Annotated in this window: 22 protein-coding genes; 11 read left to right on the plus strand and 11 right to left on the minus strand. The window is 37.0% G+C overall.

The window, feature by feature from the left end; all coding sequences use genetic code 11:
- Positions 1-36 precede the first annotated feature (36 nt).
- From K412_RS21015 to K412_RS0116695, 10 genes are all read left to right on the plus strand, one after another.
- Complete coding sequence (locus K412_RS21015; RefSeq protein WP_051461058.1) at positions 37-510, plus strand: ParB/RepB/Spo0J family partition protein; 474 nt, start codon at positions 37-39, stop codon at positions 508-510.
- Positions 511-525: 15 nt separating this feature from the next.
- On the plus strand, positions 526-957 hold the full coding sequence (locus K412_RS0116655; RefSeq protein ID WP_024834134.1) for a single-stranded DNA-binding protein: 432 nt from the start codon (positions 526-528) through the stop codon (positions 955-957).
- 11 nt (positions 958-968) lie between these two features.
- A complete protein-coding gene (locus K412_RS0116660) occupies positions 969-1,439 on the plus strand; it encodes a hypothetical protein (RefSeq protein ID WP_024834135.1) in 471 nt (156 codons plus the stop codon).
- 197 nt (positions 1,440-1,636) lie between these two features.
- On the plus strand, positions 1,637-1,810 hold the full coding sequence (locus K412_RS22385; protein WP_157833845.1) for a hypothetical protein: 174 nt from the start codon (positions 1,637-1,639) through the stop codon (positions 1,808-1,810).
- Positions 1,794-1,979: a hypothetical protein gene (locus K412_RS0116670; RefSeq protein ID WP_024834136.1), complete on the plus strand. Its 186-nt coding sequence runs from the start codon at positions 1,794-1,796 to the stop codon at positions 1,977-1,979. Before K412_RS22385 ends, K412_RS0116670 begins: the two co-directional genes overlap by 17 nt.
- Entirely contained in the window at positions 1,976-2,158 is a 183-nt protein-coding gene (locus K412_RS0116675) for a hypothetical protein (RefSeq protein WP_024834137.1), read from the plus strand. Before K412_RS0116670 ends, K412_RS0116675 begins: the two co-directional genes overlap by 4 nt.
- A gap of 132 nt (positions 2,159-2,290) precedes the next feature.
- On the plus strand, positions 2,291-2,524 hold the full coding sequence (locus tag K412_RS21020; RefSeq protein ID WP_024834138.1) for a hypothetical protein: 234 nt from the start codon (positions 2,291-2,293) through the stop codon (positions 2,522-2,524).
- Entirely contained in the window at positions 2,521-3,006 is a 486-nt protein-coding gene (locus K412_RS0116685) for an ASCH domain-containing protein (protein WP_024834139.1), read from the plus strand. The genes K412_RS21020 and K412_RS0116685 overlap by 4 nt, the downstream gene beginning before the upstream one ends.
- Positions 3,003-3,536 carry a hypothetical protein gene (locus K412_RS0116690; RefSeq protein WP_024834140.1) on the plus strand — a complete coding sequence of 178 codons (534 nt, stop codon included), beginning with the start codon at positions 3,003-3,005 and terminating at the stop codon, positions 3,534-3,536. The genes K412_RS0116685 and K412_RS0116690 overlap by 4 nt, the downstream gene beginning before the upstream one ends.
- Before the next feature lie 19 nt (positions 3,537-3,555).
- On the plus strand, positions 3,556-4,074 hold the full coding sequence (locus K412_RS0116695) for an RNA polymerase sigma factor sigma-70 region 4 domain-containing protein (protein WP_024834141.1): 519 nt from the start codon (positions 3,556-3,558) through the stop codon (positions 4,072-4,074).
- A gap of 228 nt (positions 4,075-4,302) precedes the next feature.
- Here K412_RS0116695 and K412_RS0116705 read toward each other — a convergent pair whose 3' ends face one another.
- A complete protein-coding gene (locus K412_RS0116705) occupies positions 4,303-4,980 on the minus strand; it encodes a hypothetical protein (protein ID WP_024834142.1) in 678 nt (225 codons plus the stop codon).
- A gap of 115 nt (positions 4,981-5,095) precedes the next feature.
- Between K412_RS0116705 and K412_RS0116710 the strand changes: the two genes are divergently transcribed.
- Entirely contained in the window at positions 5,096-5,704 is a 609-nt protein-coding gene (locus tag K412_RS0116710) for a hypothetical protein (protein ID WP_024834143.1), read from the plus strand.
- 10 nt (positions 5,705-5,714) lie between these two features.
- On the opposite strand, the gene K412_RS0116715 is transcribed toward K412_RS0116710, so the two are convergent.
- From K412_RS0116715 to K412_RS0116765, 10 genes are all read right to left on the minus strand, one after another.
- Complete coding sequence (locus K412_RS0116715) at positions 5,715-7,466, minus strand: phage tail protein (RefSeq protein ID WP_024834144.1); 1,752 nt, start codon at positions 7,464-7,466, stop codon at positions 5,715-5,717.
- 22 nt (positions 7,467-7,488) lie between these two features.
- Positions 7,489-8,559: a distal tail protein Dit gene (locus K412_RS0116720; protein WP_024834145.1), complete on the minus strand. Its 1,071-nt coding sequence runs from the start codon at positions 8,557-8,559 to the stop codon at positions 7,489-7,491.
- Positions 8,560-8,925: 366 nt separating this feature from the next.
- Positions 8,926-9,042: an XkdX family protein gene (locus K412_RS21960; protein ID WP_081741809.1), complete on the minus strand. Its 117-nt coding sequence runs from the start codon at positions 9,040-9,042 to the stop codon at positions 8,926-8,928.
- Between the two features lie 13 nt (positions 9,043-9,055).
- Positions 9,056-9,310 (minus strand): hypothetical protein, encoded by a 255-nt coding sequence (locus K412_RS0116735; protein WP_024834146.1) that lies wholly within the window; start codon positions 9,308-9,310, stop codon positions 9,056-9,058.
- 12 nt (positions 9,311-9,322) lie between these two features.
- A complete protein-coding gene (locus K412_RS21485) occupies positions 9,323-10,690 on the minus strand; it encodes a hypothetical protein (protein WP_024834147.1) in 1,368 nt (455 codons plus the stop codon).
- A 13-nt stretch (positions 10,691-10,703) separates the two neighbouring features.
- Entirely contained in the window at positions 10,704-11,225 is a 522-nt protein-coding gene (locus K412_RS0116745) for a hypothetical protein (RefSeq protein WP_024834148.1), read from the minus strand.
- A gap of 73 nt (positions 11,226-11,298) precedes the next feature.
- Positions 11,299-11,499: a phage holin gene (locus K412_RS0116750; RefSeq protein WP_024834149.1), complete on the minus strand. Its 201-nt coding sequence runs from the start codon at positions 11,497-11,499 to the stop codon at positions 11,299-11,301.
- Positions 11,496-12,197: a peptidoglycan-binding protein gene (locus K412_RS0116755; RefSeq protein WP_024834150.1), complete on the minus strand. Its 702-nt coding sequence runs from the start codon at positions 12,195-12,197 to the stop codon at positions 11,496-11,498. The genes K412_RS0116750 and K412_RS0116755 overlap by 4 nt, the downstream gene beginning before the upstream one ends.
- Complete coding sequence (locus tag K412_RS0116760; protein WP_024834151.1) at positions 12,190-12,678, minus strand: phage holin family protein; 489 nt, start codon at positions 12,676-12,678, stop codon at positions 12,190-12,192. The genes K412_RS0116755 and K412_RS0116760 overlap by 8 nt, the downstream gene beginning before the upstream one ends.
- Before the next feature lie 21 nt (positions 12,679-12,699).
- A complete protein-coding gene (locus K412_RS0116765) occupies positions 12,700-17,985 on the minus strand; it encodes a phage tail tape measure protein (RefSeq protein WP_024834152.1) in 5,286 nt (1,761 codons plus the stop codon).
- Positions 17,986-18,145: the final 160 nt, after the last annotated feature.

The following is an 18,145-nucleotide window of genomic DNA, read 5'->3' on the forward strand; positions in this document are numbered from 1 at the left end:
GTATAAACATTGGGATTAAGAGAGGGGAAGTAAGCCATGAGTGAACTGTTGCTTGAAGATTTACAAAATGAATTCTCAAACTACATAGAAGAAGCTGAAATGTACAGAGATTTGATGCTTAAACATAATCTCACGCAAGAAGAACTGGCCGTCAAAATCGGCAAGAATCAATCAACCATTGCGAACAAAGTTAGGTTATTAAAACTAACTCCAACAATAAAGAAATTTCTTATTAATAACAATCTCACAGAGAGACATGCAAGAACCTTACTTAAGCTTCATGATGAACAGCTACAGCTAAAGGTATTAAGTGTGGTTTGTGAAAGAGAACTAAATATCAAAAAGACTGAGGAACTTGTTGAGAAAGCAAAGAAACAGGAGGACAGGAAAGATTTTATTAAAGCCATAAAGGAAGCTATAGACACAGCAAAAGAACTTGGAATGAGTGTTAAAGCTCGGCAAACAGATATGGACGAACACATTCAGATTGTTATACATGTTTCTAAATGAGGGGAGGAATGACTTATCAATAAAGTAGTTTTAATGGGGCGACTGACTAAGGACCCAGAACTCAGATATACCAGCGGAAACAATACAGCAGTCGCAAGTTTCACCTTGGCTGTAAACAGACGTGCTACCGCAAAGGAAGGTCAGCCTCAGGCTGATTTCATAAACATAGTAGCATGGAATAAAACAGCTGAGTTTTGTCAGAAGTATTTCACAAAAGGGCAGCAGGTCGCTTTAGTTGGTAGGATTCAGACAAGAACCTGGGACGATAATGAAGGTAAGCGTCACTATGTTACTGAAGTGGTAGCTGATGAGACTTATTTTGCCGACAGCAAGAGAGGTTCGGAAGGCGGAGGCGGCTCAGCACCAAGAACCTATTCAGAAAGCTCTGCATCATCTAGTGATGGCTTCTATCCAATGGATGAGGATTCAGATGAACTTCCATTTTAGGAGGACAAAAAATGGGATATACTCACGGAATTAAATGGACAGATCAAGAGATTGAAAATGAAATTAAAAATGTTATTAATGCTTTATGCATTGAAAGGATGCCAACAAGAAAAGAAACAGAGATTGTAACAAAATCCAATTCTTTAAACTGTGCCATATGTCGAACATATAAATATTCAGGTTGGGCAAAAAGGTTGGGATTGTCAATTGGTAACGATTCAGATACTTGGTTTGGGAAAATGTATGAGGAAAAAGCTACTAATTCATTAATGTTATTGGGATATAAAGTTGAAAGAATGCCCACCAAACATCCATACGACCTACTTTTAAATGATGCCATAAAAATAGATGTAAAGGCAGCTAAACCATATGTACAGAAAATACCGGGAACAAATACCATACTTATAATCTTGAAAAGCGAAATCCTACATGCGACATTTATTTACTGTTTGCACTGGATGATACTGAAAGAATATTTATAGTCCCAAGTCTCTTTGTCAACCAGACACAAATAGGCATTGGAAAGGACAGTAAATATAATAAATTTATGGATCGCTGGGATTACATTAAGAAGTTTGACCATTTTTACTTGGGCTTAACAGGATTAAGGGTTAAGCTTCCCGTAAATAAAAAGCTAGTGGTTGAGATGTAAGTCTATAACGAACCAAGGAGAACATTTATGAAGCCAAAATGGAGTTGTTATGATTGCATGTGGGCATCTGATAAATGCAAGAACAAGGATAGTGACCAATATGAAAAGTTTTTAAAAGATATTGATAAATGCAGTCTTACTGGTGATTGTGATAATACATTAGGTTGCTCATGGAGAAATTTAAGTGAAAGTATTGATTAAATATCTAGCGAAGGAAAGAAGGGGTTTAATGAGCTACTGGAAACACTTGAAAGCTAACTGGATAGTCGCAGCACATGCATTAAGAGATTGTTTTGCACATGCTGTTCATGGATTAATACCCTGTGTAAAAATAAAACATCATCAGCCAGTTAAAGGAGATATTTTATGAAAGCGTACCAATGTAGCAAATGTATGCATTTGACTGACCTTGATGAAACATGTAATTGCCAAATGGGAATTGACCCAAGACCAAATCACAGGGAAAAGGGTGATTCCGAACTTTGTAAAAAGAGTTTCCAACTGTTAGAACCTGAAAAGCATTGGCATGAAAAATTTAGTTGGGAATAGTTCAGAATATGAATACAGGACGTTATAAGAATATTGCATTGTTTCATGGAATATCTATCATCATTCCAATAAACGGCTTCGAACATTTGTTCTTTTTGTGTTAATATATATCAATAAGGAGTGATGATTGATATGAGAAAAGTTGATGATATAGAAAAATGGAATTTTCTTAAAGAAATTCTTATCGAAAAAGGATATATACCTTGGCAATATCAATATGGGACAGATTGCCCCGAGGGATTTCATGTTTGGTTTTGGAAGACCAATAGACCAATTTATGAAGTCGTAACCCATAATAAATTAATTGAAAAAGATATTATAAATACTTCTTGGAAAAAGAATTCGGAAGGGGATGAAAGTAATTGAAAGCAATAACTATTTGGCAGCCTTGGGCTTCATTAATTGCGCATGGTAAAAAGAAAATTGAAACGAGGTCATGGAAGGCTCCTGATAATATAATAGGACATAGAATTGCGATTCATGCGGCTGTATCAATGCCGAAATGGGTAAAAAAACTCTGTCCAGGATTCGCAAAGTTGATAGGAATTAAAGATTATACTGGCTCATGGCTTTATTACATTGAGCAAGGAGTAGGTCCGTTTGGAAAAATTGTGGCTACTGCAAAACTTGCCAATTGCATCCCAATGATAGAAGAAAATAAAATTGAGAATTATGCGGTTTTAAGCACAGGCGATAGACAACAAGTAGTTGATGGTCCTGAATATCATTTTGGAGATTATGCTCCTGGGCGCTATGCATGGATCCTCGAAGATATAAAAATGCTTGATAACCCTATATTAGCAAAAGGCATGCAGCGGTTATGGAATTGGGACGGTGATGCGAAATGAATCCATTTGGAATCGGTGGACATTGGAAGATTGACCCTGACGGGCGACAGGATAGAGGAAGTGGAGTATGTACAAAAAGGCAAATGACACCTGAAGAAATTGAGAAATATGGAAGTGTAGTTAAATTCGAAAATAAACCGTCAAAATTAGCGTCCGTCCCTGGGATGGTCAGAAAGGATATGTCTATGAAAGATAAAATCAATAAAGATAGGTTACTTGAAATATGTGGTGAGCATGGTTTTACAAGAACGGCTTATAATATGGCAGCGACTGAATTTGGAGTCTCAGCAAATAGTATTCAGACTTATGTATCAAAAAACAAACTACATAAGGAACTTAATACAAATGAACCATTACAAACGGTTCAATCATCAGACCAAAATCGCAAAGAAGAATCGGGAACGACATCTGATATTGAACTCGAAATAATAAATAAAATAAAATCCATTGTAGATGAGAACAGAAATTACAGGGACAAGCTTTCACAAATAAAGGCTGCTCTTGAAGATATAATCAAAACAATCGCCTGAAAAAGGAAGGAGTTAAAGGATGCTTATACGACCGGAAGAAATGAAATATCTTTTGAAAAATTTGCAATTATTAAATGCAGCACATGACAGTATGAAACGTGGACTTGAAACTCTTGTAGCAGACGTGGATAGCGAGATATATTCAGCATGTATGAATGGTCCTGTAACTGGCGGTGGATTGCCCGGTCCTGGAGCAATATCAGATAAAACTGGCAGGATAGCAATAAATTTAGAATATTCTTCTCGGGATAATGTAAAGCAATTTCAGAGAGATATAAACCTACTGGCAAATGTCATTGAAAGCGTATATGCTGGAATGAAAGTGCTTACAAACATACAAAAATCAATTCTAAGATTAAGATATCCTGAAGATGGTTCTAAAGTAGCATGGAAGGACATAACGTCTGAATTAAACATTAGCGTAAGCCATATTCGTAAAATATTTGACTACAGTATAGCTAGGATGATAGCAGCTTCTCAAATTTCTATAGACACATTTCAAGAGGTAATGCAAATAATGGATGGAAGGGGCGTATAGCCCCTTTAATTTTAGATGGAATTGATCCTGTGTATGGGCATATTAAAAAGAGGGATCATATATTCCAAAATTAGGCATTTTGTGATAATATAGAATAAAAACTTTAGGAGGAATCGTTTATGCCAGGCAACGAAATACGTTCAGGAAGTCCTAAGAATCCACCTACACCACCAAGGCCCAATATACCAAACTCAGGATCTCCATCGGGTCCAAAGTTACCGCCAAGGCCTAAGAAATAGATTTATGCTTCTTAGCTTTACTTTGGCACCATGCTACATAATCACTCGTATCGTAATCTTTGATTACGATATTCTTTTCTATATCAACATATGTATTAATAACTTTTGTAAACAATCTCTCTGGATCATAGTCATCATAATAATACAAAACATCTGGAGTCTCCAAGACGATGCTTTTTTCTTCATCGGGAAGCAAATAATGTTTTGCAAATCCCTTGATTGGTTTGCCATTAATAGTGATTTCTAAAAACTTCGATTCGTTATTGCTTAAAAGGAATTTTTCCCAACAAGAGCTTGAGTCAGTTTTCATTTTATGAAGGCAATTAACCCTTACTAAGTTAATTAATTCTGTTAAAGGTGATTTAAGTAAGCCTGCGATTATACCTACAAGAACTGAAATGATTAGTGTTATTCCCGTAAAAACGAATAAAAAATTAATATTATTCATTGCTGTAACGTATTTAGGTAGCTCATTTAGATCGTATGCAAAATGAACAATAATGGCAACAATAAAAAGAATAGGGAAACTTAAAGCCACCCCATTAATCAACTCTATAAAATCATTTCTTTTTCTTCCAGATGGGAAATCGATTTTATAACTTATTTTTTCAGCAAGTATCCCAGGAAGTATAAAAAGCAAAATAGCGACAACATTTGTTGTATCCATAAAAATCATCCTTTCATTAATATGATACCATGATTCGAGTTCTTATTAACTAATTTAATATAAAAATTGATAAATTTTACATATTTGGCTATACTTAAACTAAGGAGGCGATACCATGAAAAAATATATATCCGGACTGTTGACGGGAATTATAATTGCTACGTCACTTACAACATTTGCAGCAGTACAACTAAAGGTAGTTCCAAACCCATACCCAGTACTTGTTAATGGAACAAAGACAAACGTACAGGGATATAATATAAATAACTCAACATACCTTAAACTTAGTGACCTTAAATCTGCTGGAATTGACGCTAGATATAATAAGGATAAGAAACAGATTGAGGTAAAAAGTTTTACTTCATCAGATAGCACTACAGAAAACGAAAAGTTTACTCCAGATGGAGTTAAGTTAGATGCAGATCATTATGGTGAAGGGTATGTCGGGATATATGATATTGGGAAAAAATATAGCAGTAATTTTAATATGCAATTTAAATTTATACGGATTGACCCTATAACAAAGCAAGCAGTTGAAGGTTGGATCGAAGATGGCAAAGCACTTCAAGATTTGCCGAGTGAAGAGGTTTGCCTTCAGATGCTAATTGATGGGAAAGTCATGTTATCCGACATACCCTACAAAATTTATAATAATAGCCTTGGATTCGTTGGCATAAAGTACGATTTCTATATAAAAAGTATTATGCCCATACTGGATAATTAACTAGGAGGGCTTAAGTTATTTTTGTTACTAATCCTCCTTTAATTATGATAGTTTTACCATCAGCACTCACAAATGATCCTGTGGCACCTCCTGCATTAGAAAAGTCCCAGCTACCCTCTGGCCAACCATTAATCTTTAAAGAACTGCAGTTAATTTCTATACCATAACCAGTAAAGTCATTATTGTTACCTATCCAAGCGCCACTATTAAAATAGATTTTTTTTAGGCTACCACTTGAAGCGTAATTCCCTAAATACAAATTATTGCCGATATAAGCATCAGTAGTAACATTGATAGTTGAATCAGATGTTAACTTACCACCTCTTATCTCACCACCAACAATTATAGGAGATTCGACAGTAGTGGACGTAATCTTTGTCTGAGTTATATAACTTGGTAGCACAGGTATAGTTGGCTGATTAGTGACCTGATTCCACGATATGGTTGCGTTTGGGCCCATTGCTACATTGCCACCAACTTCAAGATTTTCAATCTGTGCAGTTTTTATTTTTGCTTCATTTGTGGTTATTTTGTTGGCTTCAAGGTTTTGAATCTTCGAATTTGCAATACTTAAATTCTCAATGTCATAGCCACTAAGTTGACCATTACCCTTGAAGGTGTTATCAATAAAAGTTGTAGTATCGAAAGCTGCTTTTAGATCCTCCTCAATCCTTTCAAAGGGATCTCCAATTTCAAGTTCGCAAATCCAAGGCTTGAAAATATTATATTTGTGCCGTATCAGTCTTATTCTCGGGGTTTCAGGAGCAACAGTCTCGTCTACGACATCCACCATGTCACCTACGGCAAATTCTTCGTGTGAAAATTCGGGAAGTGTTCTAGTATCAACCATTTTGACGGTGTACTTATATCGAGGATGGCAAATTAAAGACAATTCAGCTGTAGCTTTTTCCTTTAGTTCCTGTGCATTGTAAATATCCTGGTTTTTGTAAATACCGATATATTCTCTGGAAGTATAACTGTGATTGGTCAGGTACTTCACACCACCGTTAACACTGGCAATATCAAGATCATCGTGTCCAAAGCAGTATAGTTTTGTTATAATTCGGTTACTTTGTGTTCGGGTAATATGCTTCAGATTTTTCTTATATCTTACTTGAAAACCAGTATAGTTTTGCCATTTGCCTCCGTCTCTGAGATGAACAATCTTATTAACCGAATCCCAAACGAGATATCCACCCCAGATGTTTTGTATCTCTCGGATAAGGTCTAGACGACTTACTTTTTCCATTTCAAGGTCGTGTATTCCGGTAACATCGCAAGTACCCATAGTCCAGCCTGAACCTTTCAGGACAGCGTGTAAAGCATGGGCAGCAGTACCAGTTTGATACAGCCCTCCGGATAAATTTGTGCCACCACCAACGATTATAACTGCTAAGTCGGCAGGATGGGGAATGGAAGGGTCGTTTGAAAGATATGGTTCAACATAACTGGTCTCAAGGTTTTTCCAACGTTCTACCGCCATAAACTTTGTCCAGAGGGTATTTTTTTCATCTCTTACTGTATCAACAGCTTCAGGTTGCAGGAGTGTATAGACTCTACCACCTGCCCAAATTTGACATTCAGGTGTAAGTTCTGTAATCTTTTCAGAGATTGCAGGAATATAAAACTCAAGTGTACTTTCGGCATTAAGTCTGCAATCAATGAAGCAATCCTTAATACTACTTTCTCCATCGTTTGGGGATAAAAAAGCGGCCCTTTGGCCGTCAACAGTTTTTACTTCTATATACTTTGGTATTTCCAAATTTATCAACTCCTTGCTTATTTTATAGCCACTTGTCTTTCCAACGTATTGTTACATTGCTTCCGGCAGTAACATTTGTGTTTCCGGGTTGTAGGGAAGGGAATATACCATTGTATCCAGACATAGCATTTACTCCACCAAGTTTTACCGTGCCAGTGCCGCCGTTTGAATTAATGACTAAGGTCTGGCCGGAAGGGATTGTGCCAGTATACGAAAGCAAATATCCCCCAACTGTGAGTGAAGGATTTGTAATCGGTCCTGTAATTTCTATTGTGAGTGAAGTCTCAAAAGTCCCGTTATTAACCAGAGTTCCACTTCCAGTTAATATCTTCTCAAAAGAACCCGTAATAAATGGGTTGGACATTTTAAAGGGCAATGTAAACTCGAACCAAGAAGGGTACTGTGTAATATCAATTTTCCCGGAATATTTCACGACATAAGTTTTTTCGATGTCATCCGAGAATATCAAAGTCTTAGCCCCTTTCGTTGGGTCAAGGTACTTAGCAAACAGCCTCTGAAGATGAGCCTTTTCAAGTGGGGCATACCCCTCATCAGTAGCGACATGGAGATCAAATGCCCTTGCATTGAACTCTGTCCCGAAATCAAATTCGCCGTGCATACCAGGAATTTCCTCAGTGTTATCACGGGTAGAAGGGAGAAGCTCAAGTCGACTATCTCTCAAAACTAGAACTCCGAGAGGTTGTAAAACATTATTTGAATCAATAACAAAAAAAGCACCGGCGATATTATTTTTATCAATACCAATACCGGAATCATGAATTGGAACCGAGACTTTAATTGATGGTGAAGAATCTTTGCCAAAACCTGTATCGGGTACATCAACATTTGATAATATGGAAACAGAATCTATAGTCGAATCTGATTGGTCATTAAGAGTGATGCTTGAAGTTAAAGTAACTGAATCTAATGCTTTTGCGGCATCGGTTTGAAAAATGTCTGAAACTATATTACTAATATTATCTAAACAATATCCAGAATCAAATATTGCAATAATAAATGGGGCAGAGTTGTAAGTTGCTCCATTATCAGCAATTCTTCTGTTAAAAATCCTTCCAGAGTTATATTTAGCCACGGAACTCACCTCACTCATGGTTGTAAAATAAAGAGGACTACCCATTTCTGAGTAATCCTTTTGGTTCTTGATATAATCCTATTATCATATTATCCAACTACTAGGATAACCTCGCCATTTGATAATTTACTTTTTGCTACTGTACCTCCACCACCTCCAGTTATGCTTATACGATTATCTACATTATCAACAAAAGTACAATTTGGATTATCAGCGGTCGACCCACCGCCACCACCACCCTGGGACAATTTATTCCAATATGGGCATTTAATAATATTACTATATTCTTTTTTATATCTGATTTCTTTAATAAATCGTTGAAGTTTAAAAAAATAGTGGTTTTAGCATAATAATTAGTCTCCCTTTTTAGCCAATTATTTGTGTTTTTTCTTCTACTGTTATCCATCCCTTTGATACCGCAATATCCAGTTGCCCCTTAGTTATTTTACCTGTGTTATATAAGTAACTTAATCGTTCAAACATATCTTATACCTCCCTATAAATTTGATGTGATTAGAGTATCTATTTGTTCTTGCATATTGATGTTATCCATTATTAATGTGTCGATCATATCTTGTAATTTTTGATTTTCAGTTTTATCGTTTTCTGGTAAAGTTTCATTAGATTCTAAAAATCCAAGAAAATTTCCCTCCGTTATATTTTGAACTTCAATTAATGTATATCCTTGACTTGTTTTTTCAGCAATTATTTGCTGTCCTTCTTCTTCTGTTGTGTATTTTATAATAATCATATATTACCTCCATTAACTAACAAATACTTCATTTATAGTGATACCAATTCCACCATTAGCAACGTCAATTATTGAATAATTAGAGCCTGACCCACGCATATATAATTGAAATTTATCTCCGGGCAACCACCCAGATATATCTTCTGTAAAAGTTACTACGCTGGTAGTACTTACATATCTTTCAATCCCTACAGGTGTACCGTTACGATATATCCTTGCAAATGCATTTTGCATATTAGTGCCAGACCTTAATATGAAATAAACTCTTAATGTACCGCCTATAAATAATGTTTTTTCAAGCATTTTTACATAAGTAGATGAAGTTGTTTGATACGTATTAGTATTGTCGCTAAATAATGCAGTTGCTGTTCCGGGAGAAAATCCGGGTCTTAATACTTTACCTGAACCGTTGTAGTATCCAGCGGGGATTGTTACATCACTAGTGAAAATACATTGAATATTAGAAGAACTATGATCTGTCATTGTCCCGGGAACCAATCCCGAGTCTGTTCCTATTGTATATGGTGCAAGTACTTGTGCTGCGGTTGCTGTACCATAATCACCCCCTTCACCCTGTTGTATAAAATTTGTGCCATCATATCTAACCGTGTACACACCTCCGTTTTTCCAGTTTGTCACTGGTGTGCTGTTTGATTTTAATACGCCCTTATCTCCTGTACCAGACCAATTTAAAGTTACTTCTCCAGTTGCATCAGCATTACATTTAAAACTTACTGCCATACCAGGTACTAACGATACTATTACAGGATTCCCAAGAGAGTAAGCATTATCGGTATTTGTAGATATTCCCGCCCACGGTATTTGCAAAGTATAATCCGACTGATGCTCATTAATATTTTCAATTATGTCAGCAATGCCATCTTCTACACTTGTTTCATCATCCAGCAAAATCATGTTTGCTGGATGGCTCTCAGGATGTGTGTAATTATTAGCATCTTCGGCAATTCCTGCGAGCTTTTTTTTTTCCAATAACGTATAATCTTCGGACGATAACTGCTTTCCTGTGATTTTGACTGTATATGAAACATCAGCAGTTAAAACGTCAGCTTCTAAAATCGGTGTACTAAATATAACAGCACCGCCGCCGTAATCTATTTCAAAATCATCAGTTATAACAATTCCATTTTTCTTTATAATTGGGGGAGGGGAGGAAAGCCAATTTCTCTTACCTTCTGGTGCTTGATAAATTCTACAACGGTCATCGTTTGAGATAAATACTTCTGGTAAAGGAATATTTGATTCAGTCAAGGTATTAATACCTATGGATTCTTCAATCTTTCCAATAGCCTCCTGTAGTCCCGATATTTGAGTGCTTCTAATTTCGGTAGACCTTGGGTCTTGCCAATTTGTTTTTGTCACATTAATCACCTGCCTACGATATTGTTACTTGTAGCTGTATCACCCAAGTATCAGGCTCCACCTTAATCCTTTGGGCTGTTTCAACCTTACGGTTAAGGTTTTTGGCAGTGTCGGAATTGCCATTTGAAATAGTAAATTCTCGCCAGGGATGGTTGCCGGATGTCGGACCAAAAGTTGCTCTGAATGTTACTGTGTTTCCTGATACTTGAGGGAAAGTTGCATCCATTGGTGCAAACGATTTGTTTTCGCCCATTAACCCCGTTTGATTAGGTGCAGCTTCGGTTGTCCCGTCGCCAACACCAATGTAAGCATTTGCATTATTAAATGGTGTTTCTGAACCGCCTATTAATAATGTAAGTAGGGAAGAGATGCCTTCATTCAGAAGCAAATTTCCTTCTATTTGCTCAGTATCATATAACTTCATTTCTGCATTATATTTTTCAATTGTCCATTTCGGTTGCCATCTTGCGTGTTCTGATAACCCAACTCCTGCACCGACTGAAACATTATCTTTACCGTGTGCGTTTTCATGCATGCTAATCATCTCCTATACATAAAAATAGAAAGACCGCTCATGGTAGGACGGCCTTTCTAAACAATAATAATCATTAAAACCCGTTAGGATTAGTTGGGTCATTAAGAAATCCAACAATAACAAGTAACTGGATGAATCCTGCTACAACATTACCTGCAATTCCTACATCAATCCCCATTCTTGCGAAAACACCTGTCAATTGTAAAAGGGAAATTACCTGTCCAGCCGCGGCTACCCACATTACTTTTGATTTCCATCTTGATTGTTTCGTCATAACTTACCTCCCATTCTTTTAACAATGTTCATGGTGTAGTCTTTAAAGTGGCTGACCATCTTGTTCAGAACCAACCAATCTTCAGGAGAACTCATACAAGCTCGGATAACTTCCTCTGAAGTTTTAAAATCGTTGCCTAGTATCTCCTGACAACACTGCAACATTTCTTTTGCTTTTGCCTTTGTCGCAGGTCCTACAATTCCATCCGCTTTCAATCCTGACATAGCTTGGAATTCTTTAACGTCCATACCTTTGTCTGCTCCTTTCAATACGCTGTTCCTAATAGCTTCCTTTTGTGACAGACTGATTCCCTGATGTTCCAATAGTTGGACATGCCATGGCTCATAACTCATTGGCTTGACAAGGCCATACTTTTTTATTTCTGCATTGGTAAGAGCCTGAAACCAACTATCTGTTATATCCATGGCTATACAATAACAATGATTTGACTTACCGTAAGCCGCAGCCCAACACTTGCCGTCACTTGTCCAAACTGAACCATCTGCCTTTTGATATCCCCCTTGGTTTTTTCTTTGTGCTAATGATTGAGAGTTGATAATCTTTTGCTTTTCAAGACTTCTGTAGCCAGATGTACACAAGCAGTCCTTACCTTTTGCAACACAAAGTATATTTACTTGATCAATAAGTTTTTGATATACGAATCGTTCATCCTGATATTTAAACTTTACACTAGGCATCTTTATTCACTTCCTGTTCCTGAATTACTTTAGATTCTTGCTTTTTCACCCAAAACAGAAGGGGCCGTAAATAGTCAGCTCCAGCGTCTATAAGATTTTCTATATTACTTGCAAACTCTCGAAAAAATAAAAAAGCATATACTACAGTTGCTACAATATTGCTTACGTAATTAATAGATACAAGCCGCATTGATAATCCTGCAAGAATTTGGATTACCAAATATGCAAAAATCTTTGCGGCTGTCTTATGGAACATTGTCTCAGAGTTCCATGCTTTGGTTTTTAAAGCTTTCGTTACGCCACCGTTTTTTACAAAGATTGCAAACCATCGGGTTAGTAGGTCTAGAACTACTGCGACCCACAATGCTATACACCAGGCAACAAAACTTTTTTCTGGAAAGATGAGATAAGTTATACCAGCCCATAGTAGGGCTACAGCAGGTTTGACAGATTCAAAAACCTTATTAAACGACTCATACATATTTGCACCTTCTTTCATTATTTATATCCGAACCACTGCACGTTTCAATTCACCAGCAAGACTTTGTTCGTCGGCGTTATCTTCCATGTTCATATTCTCAACATGCAATAATGGCCCGTTGAGTTGAACCTGCCTACGGTTATCGGTTGTCGAGGATTGTACGCCTGTTTGTCTGAATGCACCAGCTTGAGCATATGAGATTATAGTTTTCAAATCAGCTGATAGATGGGGAGGAAATACAAGTTCTCCAGGTTTGAAATAAGCCCAGCCATATGAGAGAGTTTCAGCACCTGAATGAAATTTAGGATATGCACCTGAAGCAGGATCCTGTCCGTATTTTTTGCGTAAATCATCGTTCGCTGAATGAAGCTGTTGCATTTCTTTATTATTTGCTTCTTTATAACCTTTTGCTTGAAGTGCCGCCCATTGTTTCCCGTTTGCAATAAAATCCTGATAATCTTTATCAGACATTCCCCAATCATGTGATGGGAGGGAGTTAATAGATTCTTGAAATTTACCCGAATCTTTTTCGAAGGTATTAATGTTCCCAGATTTTAATGCATTCTGCAATGGAGAGAGATAATTATCTACCCATTTTTGATATGCTTGCTGTGACATAGTGCCAGCCCTTGCAACAATATCAATACTATGTTCCTCAAATGCCTTTTCGATTAGTTTATATGAGGTTTCCCACTTCTCTTTTTCATCATTGGCAGCCTTTTCGATCGCATCAATTGCATCTTGAGCAGTTTGTTTTTTGTCCTCAAGGGTTTGCTTCTGTAATTCGACCTCATGATCGTGCTCTTTTTCGGCAATCTGTTTGTTGAGGTCAGCAACATTTTTACGAGCTTCTTCAGATGTACGGACACTCCAATATGCGAGTTGTTCACGGAGGTTTGCCATTTCGTTTGAATAATCATGTTCACCTTCCAAGCGTTCAAGGGCCTTTTCTTCAGCTTCAATACCATCTATTATAGCCTGCTGTGCTTCCTTCTTTTTCTTAGCTTCATCTTCAATTTGCTGAATACGTTCATCATATGCATCTTTGATTGATTTTTGTTGCTCGTTCAGAAGGTCTTTATATAAATCGAATAGGTTTTCGGTACGCTTGTATTCTTCTGCTTGGTCTTTAGCTTTAATTCTATAAAGTTCTCTGTACTTATCAATCTGCTGCTGAACACTATAGATTCCAAGCTTCGCCCAATGTTCAATACTGTTTTCTTCCTTTTGTGCGGATTCTTCGGCAAGTTGGGTTTTGAGCTTATACAGATTAATAGTCGCCTGTTTAACTGCCTCGCTATTATCTTTTTGTGTCTTAAGGATTTTTTCCCATGCATCAATTTCCTGCTTAATAGACAACTTTCCAAGCTCTTTCTGATAATTAATCCAATCAGTAGAATCCTTGAATTTTTTATCTTTCAGCCTTTTTTGAGCAGAGTAGATACGTTCCTCTATATCCATCCTCTCATCACCGGTTTTAACGTATGCCGAATTAATCCTATTCAATTCTTTTATTTCAGCCTGAATTGATGCGACAGTTTCTTCTGACATGTTTTTTCGGTGCTCGAGGAGTTTTAAAGATTGCTCTAGCGCTTTGTTTTCGTAGCTCTTATTACCTTCTTTTCTGCCGCCGCTACTGGAGGATGAGGTTGAAACACCGAACTTTTTACTACTAATTAATTGTTTCTTCTTTTCTATTGATTCGTATAATTCACCAAGTTGAAGTATTTTTTTGCCTGCTTTAATTGCTTCGTTGTAGTCTTGCTCACTCCCATACGGGTTATCAAGACCAGATGCTGCTCTTACCTGAGAGTAATCAGCATACGATAAACTTGAATATGATAGTTGCAAGCCGCTGTACACCGATTGCGCGCTTTGCAAATCTTTAATTGCCTCTATTTCTGAACTATATAGGCTTAACCGGTTTGACGTACTGATTAAAGTCGCTTTAGTTTTTTCAGCCTCAGCGTCCAGAGCTGCTTTCTGTTCATCAATTTTTGCAAGTCTTAATTCTTCTAACGCTGATTCTTCAATTTTATAGCCATTGGCAGTTGCTATTATGTTGTCAGCAAGTTCAGGGTATTTATCTATTAAATCATAGGTTTGCTCTGCATTTAAACTTTGGTTTTGAGAGAGGTTATATATTGTTTGATTGAGAGATTTAATATCTCCAACTAGACTATTGATGTATTTTATAACATCCTCAATATTGGTACCAAAAGCATCTATATTGTTATCCAAACTACTAACATCGGCATTGGCATGCTGAGAGCCACTGGAAATTTTGGAGAACAAATCGTCAATTAACGGAGCAAATTCAGTAAGTTTTCCTTGGGCTTTGGCAGATTCGGTCATCTGGTTCTTTAAATTTTCAAGCTTTGTTTCATATTCGGATTTATCTCCTGCCTTCGCCATTTCGGAACTAAGTTGGTTAAAATTATCTATCTGAACTTTTAAAGCGTCATTGAAGTCAACTATATTTTTAGCTTGAGCATATGTATCAATTGTTTGACGAGCTTCGGATGCTTCTTTTTTTACCTTATTAAATTTGTTTGATAGTTCAGATATTGTGTTTATTAGTGCAGTATTTTTATTGGGTACTGCCTGCAATTTTATTATTAATTGTTCAAGAGCGTTTGCAGTATCTTCTATTGTACCGGTAAACTTTAAAGTGTCAGACGTTCCTCTAAAAGCTCTTGTAAGAGTAGTGTTAAAAATATCATGTTCTAATTCAACACCCGATATTCCTGAAATAGCATTCTTTATTTCATCTGAAAAAGATGAATCTATTTTGTAAGTATGGGTTTGATTTAATTTATTTCTTGCATCATCTGCATTTGCTCCCATGGAAGCCATGGTTTCTTTGGCTTTTTTTACAGTAGCTGCATCAATTAGCTTAATTTGTTCTTGGTATTTTCCGTTTACCAAATCCAGTCCTTGGGCTTCAAGTCCATAAGTTTTAATAAGTTGGTCTTGGATACTCTTTAAGTCAGCTTTTGATTGAGCAGTTAAGTTACCGGCTGATGCGATATCAATATACTGCTGGCGTAGCTGCATTAAAGCCTGTTGCTGTTCTTTAAACTGTTCAGATGTTTGCTTTGAAACCTCTTTGGATTCTTTCTCTGCATTGATTAGCTTATAAATACCTTCAACGGCTAACCCAATTGCAATCCCTATCCCGACATTTATAGCAGTGTTTAAAGCGAAGCCAAGGGCTTTTGAAGCGATTGTTGCCATGTTTAAAGCTCTTGTAAATGAACCAACACCTGTAGCAACCTTTTGCCAAGTAGACACATTAGTGATGCCTTGAGTTCTTGCCAATGACATCTGAACATTATAAAAATCCTTAGTCGTCTTAAGCAGAGACTTCATTCCACCTATTGCAGAATCTTGATTAATATTTAAGCCAAAAACGCCGGATGTTTTTCCTTGAAAAATCTGCATTTCTTTTCTAAACATAGACAATGTAGCTAATGCCGTTGCAAGTGCAGGAGGGAGTAACCCAATTTGTTTTACAACTGCCGATATGTCTCTCAATCCCTCGGTGCCAAAATCGGTTAAACCTTTAAGGAAATCTTCCACGCCGGAATCACCAATTGCTACAGCTAATTCTTGAGCCTGTGCAGTAAGGGATTGATATTTTTTTGATAGAGTTTCCATTGTCCGGGCATTTTCAGATTGGGAATATCCAGCTGCATCAGTCATGTTGTTTAATACTTCCTGAGCTCCTGACATTCTCTCAATCATGCCTATAAAGTAATTACGTCTATAAACACCAGCTGCGGCTTGTGATAAATCTCTTTGCTGTAAATCGTTCCATCGCTCTTGCATTCCAAGTGCAGTTGCCATTTCTTCGCTGAAAAGACCCGCATCATCTGCGGATTTCAGGAAACCTTCCTGAATATCTTTGCCGACAGTATCCCATTTGCTTGAAACATCCTGAAAAATGTCCATGACATTTCTAAATTGAGTTCTGGCATTGTCAGCAAAAACTTTTATACCCATACTTTCAAATGTTTTAATTGAACTGGGTCTTTGAACATAAGAAAGTATCGAGTTAAGAGCATTACCTACTTCACGTCCAGTACGACCAGAAGCTTCTCTCATAACAGTTAGTAGAGAAATAGTCTGGTCGAGAGATAACCCCATTATTTTAGCTGCACCAGAAGAGCGAAGTAAACCATCAACAAGATCTTGAGAGGTAACAGTAAAGTCGTCTGCAGTTTTATTGATTTTATCCAACATCAGAGGAAGGTCTTTTGAAGTCATTTGCCACTGTGACATAATACCAATCATTGATTCAGTAGCATTTGACGCATCAAGTTCAGCTGTGTTCAAGGCGAGCAGAGAAGTTTTCGTATTCTCCAGACTATCTGAAACATTGTATCCAGCTTGGGCCCATCTTAAGGCAATATCTTGAACAACGTCAAAAGTCTGGCCATAATCTACACCAAACTGTAACAACTCGTCTCTATAATCATTAAAAATGAATGTGCTGTCTTCCATAACACGGGCGATATCAGTAACTCCGCTTTCGACTTCAGAAATAGTCTGAACAGCTTCTTTTCCTGCATTTATTATTCCGTAGAAACCTGCGCCTGTTGCAAACCAACTTACACGCCTTTTAATTTCAGAATCTATAATGCCAAATTCTTTATCAGAACTTACTGAAGAAGAAGAAGGGATATTATTTGTTCTGCTTTTTGTTTTTGCCTTTTCTTCATCTTGTAGTTGCTTATATATAAGTTGATTTTGCTTTTCTATTTCTTTACTGATTGCCTTTTCGGTATTTTGTTTTCGACTTAAAACACTGGTATGCTCTTTTTCAGCTTTAGTCAATTCACTAACCAGCTTTACCTGCTCCTGCTTTTGTAGCGATTCCCACACTGATGTATTGGTACGGAAAGGAGATACTTTGTCAACAAAGGTTTGAGCATCAATCTGTTGAGTTTTTCGAAGATGAATAAGGTCAGCCAATTCCTTGTTTAGTTTTGACTGCCTTTTTTTTGCATCATCTGCCTTTTTACCTATGTCGACTAATGTGTTTCCGTATTGGTCTAAGATAACTTTTGATTGAGATATATCTTTAACCGGAATGCCGATTCCCTGCGTTTTGAATTTGTCCAATTCTGCGGCAAAAGAAGTGTTTATATCTTTAGCTGTCTGTCCAGCAGTAGATTTTAAAGCGATTAGTTGAGCTTGAAGGTCAGAAATGTTCTTTTCAAATTTGATTGTTGAATTAATTGCAGGACTATAGTCCAAACCTAAGGATTCCATTATTCGAACTATTGAATCATCTGTTGCCATTCATGTATCACCACACTTTAATTGATTCCGCCAAACATACTGGCAAGAGCGGCAAATTGACTTGTTTTAGGAGGTTTACCGTCTGGAGACGGTGTGGCGGGAGGGGGAGGAGTACTCCCAAAAATATTCGGGATGTTAACCTTAATTTCGCTCCACTCAC

Origin of the sequence: Ruminiclostridium josui JCM 17888, assembly GCF_000526495.1 — a bacterium.
In the GTDB taxonomy this organism is placed as follows: domain Bacteria; phylum Bacillota; class Clostridia; order Acetivibrionales; family DSM-1351; genus Ruminiclostridium; species Ruminiclostridium josui.